This is a genomic window from Tumebacillus algifaecis, from assembly GCF_002243515.1.
Taxonomy (GTDB): Bacteria; Bacillota; Bacilli; order Tumebacillales; family Tumebacillaceae; genus Tumebacillus_A; species Tumebacillus_A algifaecis.
In genome coordinates, this window is sequence record NZ_CP022657.1 from 3,426,889 (window position 1) to 3,440,000 (window position 13,112).

A 13,112-nucleotide genomic window follows, 5' to 3' on the forward strand; every position below is an offset into this window, starting at 1 on the left:
TTGTCGCCTATATTCGTGCGCTGACTGCAAAGTGACCACCGTCGAGGCCACGATCTCAGGTGCACTTCTACTTACTCTTTTTGTTGTATCCGCGTTCTCCAAATGGCTGAAGTTCCTCCAGCCACATTTCCAACATCTCATCGAGTTCTTGCAGATACTCTTGCTGGGTAGCTTCGTCTCGCGGCTTGATCTGCGCGACCACCTCGAAGACAAAGTTCTCCTGCCCGAGTTGATTATAATCCTGTTGCAACTCGCGATTGTAGTGACCGCCCATTCGCAATTGGAACATCACTGAGTTCTCTTTGCCGGTCAAGTTAGGCGAATTCCCCACAAAAATTTTCCCTGAGACCACATTGCGTATCTGATAGATCCCCATCGGCTTCGGTGTACTTAAATATTCCTGTTTCAATTTCGCTCGGCGTTCGCGAGACATCTGCTCCGCCTTCCTTTCTTTTTGTGATTTCCCATCGATCGAACTCATGATCGCCAAAAAAACCTTGGCCTGCTTTTCCTTCTCCCGCAGCATAAAACGGTGATTCCGTATCGTAGAGGTGCTCCCACCATCCATCGCATCCACAATCTCGTTGTCCGTATACCCATAGTAGATGTAATGCAACAACTTTCGCTGCAGATCGGTCAGCCCTGTCATCTTTTTGCCTTGGCCGAGCAAGAATTCGAACACCGACCCATGCTCCCGCTCCACATGCACCGCGGCAAACTTCGCAGCATCGTACCATTTTCCATCGGACGGATAGACGACACCCGTTTCAAACGTCTCGCCGCACATCAAGCAGACATACTCCCCGTCCTCAGCGCGATGCAGATACCCCTGCTTCATTTCTTCCACAGATGCATCCCAAAACAACTCCGAGAAACCATTCACTAGACATTTCTCCATTTCGTTTGCTGTTTATCAAACATTATCTGAATACGTTTGTTTTGTCAAGAAAAAAGAGACATATGCATCTGCATATGTCTCTTGTGCTTATTCATCAAAATGTCCAGATCGCTCGACCTTCGTTTTCAAGTAGCGCTCATTAAATTCGGAGACATCGCCCCAGAGCGGCCTGCGTTCGGAGACATTCAACCCTGCGTTGAGAAGCGCCTCCAACTTGCGTGGATTGTTCGTCATCAACGTGACAGGTTGTTGACGCAATGCTTTGAGCACGATGATCGCATCCTCGTAGTTGCGCGTATCATCTTTAAAGCCGAGTGCAAAATTGGCATCAACCGTGTCATATCCGTTTTCCTGCAAGATGTACGCCATCGCTTTGCTGAACAGGCCGATCCCGCGCCCTTCATGATTGGCGAGATAGAACAGCGCCCCGCAGCCGTGGTTCACAATTTCTTTCATCGATTGCGTCAACTGATAGCCGCAATCGCAGCGTTTGCTCCCAAAGATGTCACCCGTGTGGCAAATGCTGTGGAAACGGATCAGCGCGTCCTCCGCCGTGTCAAAATCGCCATATACCAGCACGCTCGACTGCTGAAGTTCAGCAAGCTCGGCATCCGATAATTTTTCAATCATCCGTTCTGTATCACAAGCCAGTTCGCCGCAGTTTAACCAACAGTACCACTGAAAGACCACCGTCTCGCCGTCCAAATTGACCGGCAAGCGAATCGGTCCCACCAAGTAGATCATTTCGTCGCTCGACTCTAGGACTTGGATTTTATCTTGAAGAAGGGTAAGCACTTTTGGATCGATCATCTGGAGAACTCCTTTTTGTTTCTAGTTTTTCATCACTGCGATTTCCTATGCTAATACTTCCTATTTGTAACTCGGTTACTTTTATGTAGTATGTTATCTGTTTTTAGGCTGTTGTCAATATGGAATGACAATTGTGGTTCTGAACTCCGTGAGTTGGGAGAGTGAAGAGGGCATATGCGTGTGCATATGCCCTAAGCATGACGCTTCTAGCGTTTTTGTATGCAACAGATTCGTTTTCAGCAAGATCTGGCTAATATACCTTAGTTGGGGTTCGAAGTGCATATATGCACATAGTCCGACTCCACCGCAAACTGGGCTAACACCTTACATTTTTGCGTTTGAAACCAAGCAGTCCGCGATCTACATCCTTTTGAATTTTTTCGGAAGCGAGCGCGAGACTACTTTTTTTCTTGCCCCGCTTGACTTCGACTTGGCCTACTGCCATTGCGGTTTCAACTGCCTTATCGTGGAGCGGTGCATATGAAATTCCGACTGTGTGGATGAAATTATTCATCGCCGACTTCGTTCGATCAGGAGAATCGTGAATCGTTTTTTCCACCTGCTGAAGCATACTGGCCATCTTACTGGCGCTAAATTCACCATCCGGGCGATTCCCCAATAGCCAGCAGTAACAGCTCCAGCCCGCGGACATTCTAAGTTCTTCACCGCTTGCGATCCATTTATCGGCAACAACTTGCGCAAAATCGGTTTCTGCCAAAGTTACTGCAACCACAAAATCGGACAGCATATAAAAATACGCCGCATCGATCCAACGCTCAAAATCCGCCTCCGTCATTGCCATTGGGTCCGCAATGATGCCAGCAAAATACATGGCATCGTAGTTCCCAGTGGCGTAAAGATGTTCGGCCAAAGGTTGATTTTTCTTGATTTTCTTTGCGAGCGGCTTCATTTCGCCTGTCGCCACGCCAAAAAGCGGCTCGTGTGCACCATTGCTTAGATAAGTCTTTTTGATTCGTTCCTTGCCGAGCGCTTCCAGTTCCTGCATCACAATTTCGAAATCCATCGTTCTGCACATCCTTCCTTTGTAAATCATACCCAATGCAAGTCTATTTCAACAACTCGGATCTACGAGACAAATCCGAGTGCCATATTCGCGTCGACCGTATCATACCCGTTTCCGCCCGACCCTCTTAGTAGCCAAAATACACATTTATCCCCAAAGTGCCGTTAGTATAAAACATCTCTCGTAATTATGCGAATAGATATTCGAATACCCTGAAATAAAAGAAGGAATGTACATGTGTACACTCCCTCCACCCTTGATCATACAGGATTTCTTATCATTATTGTACTATTTCTATAAGTGCCAGCTAAGTCCCCAGCCTAACACTTGCTAAACCCACACGCCTCGCATTCATTGCAGCCGCCTTGCCGCACCAGCGTATGCTGGTGGCACTGCGGGCAGTAGTCTTTGCCTACGTTGTAGTCACGCAGAGACTTGCGGTTTTCTTCGTGTCCATCGTGATGACCACAGGCGACCTCTTGGTCGTTCAGCAGTTCATCGAGATGACGCAGCGGGAATGTTTCCGAGTGTTCGATCAAGGACTTGGCAATCGCATCAGGTACTGAGGTGATGCGGCGCTCACCGAAGCCGACCGAACTGGAACCACCGATACCGGAGAACGTTTTGACCAGTTCTCCCTCTTTGTTCGGATTTTGCGAATCTAACAAGTAGAGGCTGATCGCACGGCCAAGCGCCACGTTGGAAGCGTACACATCGGAACCCGCTTTGCCGATGTTGACAAATACTTCACGCGCCAAGCCGTCTTCCGGGTCGTCGTTGATCGTGATGTACGCAGAGCCGAGCGGCGTGTCCTTCTTGTACGTCGCTCCGTACAGCACATCTGGGCGTGCTTTGCGCTTGTAGGACTGATTGGTCAGCAGGTGAATTTCTTCCGGTGTCAGCGCCTGCTGCTCTGCTTCGCCCTGAACCTGCTCTTCTGTCTGCTCCTCTTTCAAAGACAGCACCTGCTCGGAACGGGAACCGTCACGGTAGATAGTGACGCCTTTGCAGCCGAGTTCGTAGGCGAGATCGTACAGTTTCTTCGTATCTTCCACCGAGTAGGAATTCGGCGCATTGCACGTTTTAGAAATCGAAGAGTCGATCCACTTTTGCAGGGCTGCCTGAACACGAACATGATCAACCGGAGAAAGATCCATCGCGGTGACGAAATACTCCGGCAGCTCGGTTACCTCTGGATGTGCTTGATAGAAATCATCGACGATTTTCGCATTTTCCTCAAACATGCCAAGGCGAGAGTTGCGGTAGTAGGACCACGCATAATAAGGTTCACATCCAGTCGAACAGCCGACCATCGTCCCGGTCGTGCCGGTCGGAGCGATCGTCATCGTCGTGACGTTGCGAACGCCATATTTGCGAATCGCATCGGTCACATGCGGCTTCTCTTTGGCCAGTTGTTGCATGTAGCCAGACTGCAAGTACAGGTCAGCATCGAACATCGGGAACGGTCCGTTCTCTTTGGCCAGTTCGACCGACTCCAGATAGGTCCATTCGGCGATCATGCCGAGCAACACATCGATAAATCGGGTCGATTCATCCGAACCATACGTAATTCCGCTAAAGATCAACAGGTCGTGCAGCCCCATGATGCCCAGTCCGACACGGCGCTCGGCCATCTGGTTCTCACGGTTTTCTTCAAACGGGTAGTAGGTCGCATCGATGACAGCATCTTGGAAGCGTAGCCCAGTGCGAATCGCCGTCTCCAACGCTTCCCATTTGATGTGATGAAGCAAAAATTCCGCCTGCTGCTCATCAAAATGTTTCTTCAGCTCATCGCGAATCTGAGCTTCAAGAAGCGGATTGTCAAAAGAGATCTTCTCCTCGGTACCGCGGAAACCCACGGCAAAACGAGAGAGCACCACTGCACCCAAGTTGCAGATGCCGTACGCCGGAAGCCCTTGCTCGCCGCACGGATTGGTGGCGATGATCGGGTTGAAGTAGTTGGAGTTGGACATCTTGTTGTAACGGCCAAGGAAGACAACGCCCGGCTCTGCCGATTTCCATGCCGATACCATCATTTCATCCCACAACTCTTCCGCTTTCATCGCTTCGCTCACGCACAGCTCGCGACCGTACTGTTCCCACTTATGGAAGTCGCCATCGAAATCGAACATTTCCTCAATGTGCGGATAGCCAACATTCCACGCAGCCCCACTAGCTTTGGCTTCCATAAACTCTTCCGAAATCCCAACCGACAAATTGGCTCCGGTGATCACGCCGTCCTGCTGCTTGCAGGCGATGAATTTGCGAATGTCGCCATGACGGTCGTTGAGGATCAGCATCAGCGCGCCGCGACGGGAACCGCCTTGCAGAGTCAATTGGCAACCGACGCTCATGATCTCACCCACGTTGACCGGGCCGAAGCCTTGAGCGAAGACATAGTTGCCTTTATCAAACAGGTTGCCCCACGAGTAAGCCCCGGAGGAGCGGCCATTCACGCCACGCACATAGCTGTAGCGCGGACGCAGGGAGGACAGGATCACCGAGACACGCTTGCCGCGCTCCATCGCCTCCCACATGTCGCCAAGCGTCGTTGCGATCGTACCGCGGCGATCGCCCGGCAATAGCGTCATGCCGATCACATCTTGCACCACCACAACTCCACTTTCCAGAATCTTCTCATAAAGGGATTCAGCCTGAACCGTTTCCCCTTCTTTCACCGGATAGCCGTTCTCGCGCCATTCGGTGAGATTGCCGTTCCAGATCTCATCATATTGCTCGACGCTCGTATCGGGAAACAGGAATGTCCATTCGGCATCCTCTTCGACGGCGCGCAAAAATTCGCGGGAGACACGGACGACTTTGGTTGCATTCTGATAGGGTTCATTCAAAAAATCGAGCAGGTCGGCATGCCAGACGTCGAGCACCAACTGCAAATCGGTTTTGCGCACGTCGCGCACCACAGTCAGCGACCCTTGTGGCGGCACTTGCGAGAGGTTCATGCCCACACCGCCAGAGCGCGCTTGGATCTCCAAGGTCTGGCCGAACGAGTTGGCATAATCACGCGGAGTCGGGCCGACGTTCGGGATGACAAAACAGTTGTACGAGGTGGTCTGCACACCCGTCCCAAGCGACGCGTTGATCCGTCCGCCCGGCACATACTTCCAACCGGATTGCAAGTTGTAGAAGCGCTCTTCCCACGTTTTCGGATCGTTGGTCACTTCCGCAGCCCCGCGGGCGATACGAGCCCACATTTGACGCGGCGATGTTTCCTGTAAAACATCGACCTGATCGATCGGGAGTTCCAATTGGAACCCATCGCGAAGCTCGACTTTGACCTCTTTTTGTGCAGAATCGACTTCAATGACACGCGCCAACTCATGAAATGCGCGCTTCTTGTCGATCACGGCTACAACCAACGAACCAACTGCGAGCGTTTCTTTCTTGGTGTCTTTGAGCAGGTAGCGGTCCGACACGATCCGCTCCCCAGTCGGTGCCAAATAATCCTCGTTCTCAAACGGAAGTATGCTGCCTTGAATCTCTGCTGTCATCGCCGATCCTCCTTGTCATGCTTCAACAGACCCAACACTTCTTGTGCAAAGGTCTCCACATCTTTAAACTGCCGATAGACACTGGCAAATCGCACATAGGCGACGCCGTCTACTGTGCGAAGCTTGTCCATCGCTTTTTCACCGATCGCATCGACCGGAACCTCTTTTTCATATTCCCGGCGTACTTCGCGTTCCACGCTATCTACAAGCGCCTCAATCTCTTCGACCGGGATCGGTCGTTTCTCGCATGCACGAATGATGCCCCGCAAGAGCTTTTCACGCGAGAATTCCTCCCGCCTCCCGTCTTTTTTCACGACCAAAAGCGGTGCCATTTCCACTTTCTCATAAGTCGTGAAACGGCGCTGACACGCAACATTGTCGCATTCACGACGTCGCCTAACCGCTTCGTCTGCCGAGCGGGATTCGATCACTCTTGTACTGTCATGGAAACAGTAAGGACATCTCATAACATGCGACAACTCCTCTCATTGCTTCCGTATGAAACACCATATATAGTGTTTCTCTAGCAAACAAGTGTGATTATACCCACTAGATTTTGAGATGGTCAAGTTATCCAAAGACGGCGAAATAACGCCTCTGAGCGTGTAAATATGGAGGATTCTTGCCAGAAGCGTCGAGGTTCCTGTTCTTCGACCCTAACGGTTCATAGTGAACTTTGACGAAGCGGAGGCCGCGCCAAGTCTCAGTTTCGACAAATGAGAAATGTTTTTCGACAAACGAAATCAGGAAGAAAGACCTAGATGCTAGAAAAACGCTTTTCTTAAAGCAAAAATCCCAGCCAATTAAAGAAAGGTCATGCTTTCGATTACACCCTTGCATAACTGTATTCGCAATAACCTGAAGCGTGATGATGATTTCTACAGATTTCAAGACAGATCGCCCACAAGCGCATTCTTCAAACGTCCCATTTTTGAAGGTGCCTTTTGTTTCTCATCGTTTGGCTCGGTCAACTTCAGACGCAGGTCCGCTTTACAGCCAGCACAGATTTATGAATCGCTTAGTTAGTACAGATTTTTCAATTTAGTCAGTCTACTCTGTTTCTACCGCAGGGTATAGGGATAAATTGGAAGGTTCAAGCGAGGTGAAAGGGATGAGGCAGTATGTTCAGATCGGCTTACTATTGGCCATTTGGATCGTGTGGCTGCTCTACCGATTTGCTACGTTTCAGAAAATGAAAGTGCTGCTCGCCTACAAGGGTACAAAATGCGGATGCTCCGCATGATACGACTGTAAAAATCATAAAAAACCGTCCCTGAGCAGGAACGGTTTTTGCTTTGCATGCGGTTACTCTGCCGCCTTCATCAAATCGGTCAATGAATCGACGATCAATGTCGGCTGTCCAACTGCAGCTGCGAGATGTTCTTTTTTTGAAAAACCGGATAAGACGAGCGCCGTGCGCACACCAGCATTGACACCCGCGAGGATATCCGTTTCTAAATTGTCGCCCACGACGACCGCACGTTCTTTCGAAACACCGAGCAGTTCGATTGCGTAGTCGATCATTCGCGCTTCCGGCTTGCCCATGACGATCGGCTCGGTGCCCGAAGCCGTTTTCACCGCCACCAAAATCGACCCAGCGCCTGGCAACAGACCGATTTCGGTCGGCAGGGCTTTATCCACGTTGGTCGCGAGGAAGGTGGCGCCTGCTTGGATGCAAAGCGAAGCGGTTTTTAACTTGTCGTACGTAAACTGGCGATCGATTCCCTGCACCACATAGTCGGGATTTTCATCACTCAGCACGCAGCCGACAGCGGTAAGCGCATCCTGCAAGCCCTCTTCGCCGATCACATATGCCTTTTGACCAGCGCCTCCATGATCTTTGATATATTGTGCGGCCACCATGCTGGTCGTGAAAACGTGCTCCGGCTCCGCTGGGATGCCGAAGGAACGCAAATGCTCGGCGACCTGTTCTGGACGACGCGAGGAATTGTTGGTGACGTATAAGTATTTGCGCCCGGTCTGCTCCAGCCAGCAAATAAATGCGGGCGCATCTGGGATCACTTCTGTGCCCCGATACAGCGTCCCGTCCAAATCGATCAGAAACGCCTCTGTCTCTTTCAACCAAGACGTATCGCTCACGAAAAATCGACCTCCGGCTCATTTACTGCGGCCCGATGATTGATTGCGCGACCCGCGATGAACAGGTAGTCGGACAGGCGGTTGAGATAGCGCTGGATCTCCGGGTTGACCTGCTCTTCCTTGCTAAGCGACACCGCGATGCGCTCCGCCCGACGAGTGATCGTACGCGCCGTTTGCAGGGCTGCTGCGGCCGTGTGACCGCCCGGCAGGATGAACTTGGTCAAAGGCGGCACCTCTGCGTCAAACGAGTCGATAAACGTCTCCAGACGGGCCGTTTTGTCGCTGCCGACATGGTAGCCTTTTTCCGCAATTTTCTCCACTGGGGTCGCCAAATCGCGGCCAAGGTCGAACAATTCGCGCTGGATGATCAACAGCTGTTCGATCAGGTCATCCGTTTCGAAAGCGGTGCCGCGCAGGTAGGACACGCCAAGGCCGATCATCGAGTTGGCTTCGTCGATCGTCCCGTACGTCTCCACGCGAATCGAATCCTTCGGAATGCGATGTCCGTAGATGAGACTGGTTTCCCCTTTATCGCCGGAGCGAGTATAAATTTTCATCAACTAACACTCTCCTTCCGTCTTCCTTTATCATATACGAAGTTGGAGCCTTTTCGATATAATGGAAAGCAGAAATCGGGATCTTTAAAAGGGGGCTGTTCTTCATGAAAGTAACTCAGCATGTGCACCAACTGCCTGTGACGACGCCAACTTTGTATCCGGCGACCACCACAAATGTCTACGTGGTGACCAACGGGAATTCGGCCGTGTTGATCGACGCAGGCTACGAGCATGAGGTTGCGCATCAAGCGGTCATTGAATATTTGGCAAACATCGGCTCGCCAAACGTGGAAGCGATCTTGCTCACCCATTACCACCGCGACCACTCGCCGGGGACCAAATTTTTCACCGCGCATTTTGACTGCCCCGTCTATGCGCATCCGGCCGAGGTGGCTTTTATTGAACGAGAGATTGCGCCCGTCCGGATCGAACATACCTTGCTCGACGGTGATGTCGTGTCGGTTGGCGGAATGGAACTGCATGTGTTGCATGCACCAGGGCATACGCACGGCTGTCTGAATTTTTGGCTACCCGAGGATAAGGTGCTCTTTACGGCCGACAACATCGTGGGAGAAGGTACTACGTGGATCGGCCCTCCCGATGGCGATCTGCGGGCCTATCTGCATACACTGCAACGATTGAAAAAGTACCCGGCAAGTTGGATTGCACCAGGGCACGGCCAGATGATCGGCAATGTACAGGAAAAGATCGACTTTTTCATCGGCCGCCGTTTGGAGCGAGAAGCACAGATTTTCGAATTGGTGAGTGAACGGGCGCTGACCGTCGATGAGCTAGTGCAAGCGGTCTATCGGGACACGGTGCACCCCAGTGTGATCTGGGTGGCAGAGCGGACGATTCAAGGCCATCTGCTCAAGCTGGTCGGGGACGGACGGGTGTCAAAAACGGAGGGCGCTCGCTACCTCGAGAAGAAATAGCAAAAGGAACCGTTCCCTTATGAGCGGGCATGGTTCCTCCGTCGTTGTTCGATGTTGTTCGATTAGGCCAGTTCCTCCAACGTCGGCTTGCCAACGCCCTCCGTGGAAGACCAGAGGCTCTGCGCCTCTTGAAACCGATCGAGCGTCCGCAACGCCTGCACCGTCGGCGGCACCATCTGGTAGTCGCCCGAACTCCATTTTTCCAAAGCGGTTGCAGCGTCCGTCCATCCTGCAGCTACAATTTCGCCCGTATGAGGAATCGGCTCCATTCCATCTGGCAGCACCATCAGGAAGAAGCGCGTCTCAAACCGCCGCTTCGACACGCGGCGCGGGGTGATGCGATGACCAAAATAACGCAGCAAATCGGTGGCCAACTGTAGGTTGCTTCCGGCAATCACCTCATAAAAGGAGACTTCGCCTTGCAACAACTTCTCGCGTTGCTCCTGAAGCTCCTCTGGGTTCACCAGCCGCCCGCTGGGGTCGCGCGCCAGCAGGATGCCTGCCTCCTCAAATGACTCTCGCAAGGCGGTCATCCAGTAGGCGAGTGGCAACTTGTCCGGATTTTGCTCAGATGCGATGGGAGCGGCATGTGCGGCTAAGCGCGGGTCTTGATCGCTCTCATCCATAGTTCCACCTGGAAACACATAATGTCCCGGCAAAAAACGCATCGTATCCGGTCGCTTGGTCAAGTACGTCTCCAAGCCGCCCTCCTTTTTATCACGTACAAAAATCGTCGTTGCTGCTTGTACAATCATCTCTTGTTCTTGCACGGATTTCTCACGCTCCTTCGATCTCCTCTCATTCTATTACATGGTCCACGATAAGCAAAGTTAAGGAGGACTGCTCCATTGAAGCATCTGCGTGACTATTTGAGCCATTCGAGCATTTTGATCATGGGTCTTATCTTTCTTTATTGTTTGGCATTTGTTGCGCTAAAAGGTGGTTTGGCGGCAGGCTCGGTCTGGTTGCTCCTTGTGCTAGGCGCCGGCATCTTTTTTGTCAGCGAGTATACGACACACCGCTTTTTGTTCCATCGAAAGCCGCCAAAGAACCCCACACTTTTGAAAATGATGCGGAAGCTGCACTATGATCATCACGAGGTGCCCAACGAATTGGATCTGCTGTTTTTGCCCGTTTGGTATAGCATTCCGAATTATTCGTTACTCGGGTTGTTCACCTATTGGCTGACCGGAGATCTGCTGACCGCACATGCTGTGGTGAGCGGGGCGATTGGCGCATTGTTGTACTATGAGTGGGTGCATTTTGTCGCACACCGCCCGATCAAGCCGTTAACAGCATGGGGACGGTGGATGAAGAAAGTACATCTCTGGCATCATTACAAGAACGAGAACTATTGGTTTGGGGTGAGCAATCCTTCGATCGATTATCTGCTCGGTACCTTCCAAAACGAAAAGGGCGTCGAACTAAGCCCGACCGCTCGCAAGTTGCAAGGGTAGTAGGAAAGGAGAACGCAAAAAAGGCAGTAAAAAATCCCTAGCGGCAGATTGGCACGTAACCTGTCAATCTGCCACCAGGGATTTTTCTATTAATGACCTACAGTTGTCGAAACGTGACTGACGTTTTGAGCGAAGATCGCGATGAGGCCGATTGAAACGCCGACGACCAGCAACGGCGCGAGCAGTACGTCCATCAGACCCACTTGCTTCGCGTTGTTGTCTGTCACCGGGTTCGGGTTCCCGATGTTTGCCATGTGAAGCCACCCCCTTGTATCTATAGAAGATTTTATCGGATGGCCATGAAAAGGACAAGGTGTATCCTCATTATTTTCTTGCAACCGCTCATCTAATCGAGGCGCAATTGGATCGGCAATGAACCCGCATCTTCTCGCCCGACCACTTGAAAACCGTTGTTCATCCAGAATTTGTACGCCTCTTTGTTTTTGACCTGAACATGTCCGTTGATTTCTCGCACGCCTTGTTTTCTTGCTTCGGTGACAAAATGCTCAAGTACCTTCTTCCCCAACCCTTTCGCCTGTTTGACAGGCTCGAGGACGAGCGAGCCCCAGTAGATGCTATCCGCACCCGTCTTGTCATAACAGTAGTAGCCAATCGGTTTGCCAGCTTGTTCGACGATCACGACGTGATCGGTTTGGTTGACAAGGTGTAGGACGATCTGTTCGGTCAATGGGGATTTGGTCGATTCTTCGAACACTTTTTTGAGTGTGAGCAATGTGATGCGCGAGATGAAACTGTTGTCATGATCTTCGCGAGGGCGAAAGTGAAGCGTGTGGGCAGAGCGGGGTGCTGATTTTTTGGATCTTGCTACGGGTTGCGGTTGGGAGGCCACTCTTCCTGATGCTTTTTTTGCAGATTTCCTCGTCATATTTTTGCTTTCGCGTTTTTTCATCTGCATCCCTCCACTCTATCCTATGCCCGCTCACCCTCGTGCCGCTTGTGCGAATCGCAGAGGGGAAGTGCCTGTTTTGCAGGCAGTGGACGATGAGGGTGACGTAATGGGGACAAATTCTCTCATATCTAGCCAACCGCTCCAAGATCGTTTTGACCCCCATCTTCAGCAGTCATTGTTTTCTGTAGTTTACACAAAATTGATGACATACCCCCGATTTATCCTAGCAGCCTCTTTGTATCATGTAAGAGCCGACTCTGCTACTTCTATTACTTCTTCTTGAGTGAAAGCACCAATAGTTGTTTCTATCGTATGGTAGAAAACACAAGACACTCCCTAGTGACATCTCAATGCCAACATTGAGGGCCAAGATGAACATCAGATTTTTTGGGACCGACAGTTTGATTAGTTTACTTACCCTCTACCATTGATTCCTTGAGAATCTCGTATACCTTATCAAGTTCTTTCACGAGCTCCCCTTCGGATTTATTCTCTTTGTTTTCTTTAACCTGATGGATGATGTCTCGAGCACGTTTCATTTTGGCTATGCCAAGCTCCATCAAAAAATACTCCCCATTCTGATCAATTGTTCAAAACAAAAAAAGACCTGATCGCGATGATCAGGTCTTTTCATATCTTCTCTGGTGGAATCGAGAGGAATCGAACCTCCGACCCCCACCGTGTCAAGGTGGTGCTCTCCCTCTGAGCTACGATTCCATAAGGGATTGTTCCCTGAAAACTGGATGCGAAAATAATTGTGAGTGTTGGACATACTTAGGATAAGCCCTCGACCGATTAGTACTGGTCAGCTACACGCCTCGCGGCGCTTCCACCTCCAGCCTATCAACCTTGTCTTCTACAAGGGGTCTTACCACGTTGACCGTGTGGGAAGTCTTATCTTGAGGTGGGCTT

The 13,112-nt window shown here is 51.1% G+C and carries 13 protein-coding genes, 1 tRNA gene and 1 rRNA gene (1 of these 15 running past the window's edge); 2 read left to right on the forward strand and 13 right to left on the reverse strand.

The genetic code is table 11. The annotated features are described in order from the left end of the window. Positions 1–67: 67 nt before the first annotated feature. The 7 genes from CIG75_RS14930 to CIG75_RS14960 form a co-directional block, all read right to left on the reverse strand. Entirely contained in the window at positions 68–883 is an 816-nt protein-coding gene (locus CIG75_RS14930) for a GIY-YIG nuclease family protein (protein WP_094237358.1), read from the reverse strand. Positions 884–985: 102 nt separating this feature from the next. Beyond that, on the reverse strand, positions 986–1,708 hold the full coding sequence (locus CIG75_RS14935) for a GTP cyclohydrolase II (protein ID WP_094237359.1): 723 nt from the start codon (positions 1,706–1,708) through the stop codon (positions 986–988). A gap of 316 nt (positions 1,709–2,024) precedes the next feature. Beyond that, on the reverse strand, positions 2,025–2,732 hold the full coding sequence (locus CIG75_RS14940) for a DNA alkylation repair protein (protein WP_094237360.1): 708 nt from the start codon (positions 2,730–2,732) through the stop codon (positions 2,025–2,027). A 320-nt stretch (positions 2,733–3,052) separates the two neighbouring features. Further along, positions 3,053–6,241: an adenosylcobalamin-dependent ribonucleoside-diphosphate reductase gene (locus CIG75_RS14945; protein WP_094237361.1), complete on the reverse strand. Its 3,189-nt coding sequence runs from the start codon at positions 6,239–6,241 to the stop codon at positions 3,053–3,055. After that, on the reverse strand, positions 6,238–6,708 hold the full coding sequence (gene nrdR / locus CIG75_RS14950; protein WP_094237362.1) for a transcriptional regulator NrdR: 471 nt from the start codon (positions 6,706–6,708) through the stop codon (positions 6,238–6,240). Before nrdR ends, CIG75_RS14945 begins: the two co-directional genes overlap by 4 nt. 838 nt (positions 6,709–7,546) lie before the next feature. After that, complete coding sequence (locus CIG75_RS14955; protein ID WP_227874242.1) at positions 7,547–8,341, reverse strand: TIGR01457 family HAD-type hydrolase; 795 nt, start codon at positions 8,339–8,341, stop codon at positions 7,547–7,549. After that, positions 8,338–8,898, reverse strand: a complete 561-nt coding sequence (locus CIG75_RS14960; protein WP_094237363.1) for a cob(I)yrinic acid a,c-diamide adenosyltransferase — start codon at positions 8,896–8,898, stop codon at positions 8,338–8,340. The genes CIG75_RS14955 and CIG75_RS14960 overlap by 4 nt, the downstream gene beginning before the upstream one ends. Before the next feature lie 104 nt (positions 8,899–9,002). Here CIG75_RS14960 and CIG75_RS14965 point away from each other — a divergent pair, with 104 nt between their 5' ends. Further along, on the forward strand, positions 9,003–9,833 hold the full coding sequence (locus CIG75_RS14965) for an MBL fold metallo-hydrolase (protein WP_094237364.1): 831 nt from the start codon (positions 9,003–9,005) through the stop codon (positions 9,831–9,833). A 62-nt stretch (positions 9,834–9,895) separates the two neighbouring features. Here CIG75_RS14965 and CIG75_RS14970 read toward each other — a convergent pair whose 3' ends face one another. After that, positions 9,896–10,603: an NUDIX hydrolase gene (locus CIG75_RS14970; RefSeq protein WP_094237365.1), complete on the reverse strand. Its 708-nt coding sequence runs from the start codon at positions 10,601–10,603 to the stop codon at positions 9,896–9,898. 123 nt (positions 10,604–10,726) lie between these two features. Here CIG75_RS14970 and CIG75_RS14975 point away from each other — a divergent pair, with 123 nt between their 5' ends. Then, the gene (locus CIG75_RS14975) at positions 10,727–11,290 is read left to right on the forward strand and encodes a sterol desaturase family protein (RefSeq protein WP_094238453.1); all 564 of its coding nucleotides are present in this window, start codon (positions 10,727–10,729) and stop codon (positions 11,288–11,290) included. An 89-nt stretch (positions 11,291–11,379) separates the two neighbouring features. On the opposite strand, the gene CIG75_RS20795 is transcribed toward CIG75_RS14975, so the two are convergent. From CIG75_RS20795 to CIG75_RS14990, 5 genes are all read right to left on the reverse strand, one after another. Further along, positions 11,380–11,544: a hypothetical protein gene (locus CIG75_RS20795; protein WP_157729575.1), complete on the reverse strand. Its 165-nt coding sequence runs from the start codon at positions 11,542–11,544 to the stop codon at positions 11,380–11,382. Between the two features lie 92 nt (positions 11,545–11,636). After that, entirely contained in the window at positions 11,637–12,200 is a 564-nt protein-coding gene (locus tag CIG75_RS14980) for a GNAT family N-acetyltransferase (RefSeq protein ID WP_157729576.1), read from the reverse strand. A gap of 410 nt (positions 12,201–12,610) precedes the next feature. After that, positions 12,611–12,760, reverse strand: coding sequence for a hypothetical protein (locus CIG75_RS20800; protein ID WP_157729577.1), 150 nt, complete (start codon positions 12,758–12,760; stop codon positions 12,611–12,613). A gap of 82 nt (positions 12,761–12,842) precedes the next feature. Continuing rightward, positions 12,843–12,917: transfer RNA gene (locus tag CIG75_RS14985), tRNA-Val, on the reverse strand. A 58-nt stretch (positions 12,918–12,975) separates the two neighbouring features. After that, positions 12,976–13,112, reverse strand: a 23S ribosomal RNA gene (locus tag CIG75_RS14990) (it continues 2,793 nt past the right edge of the window).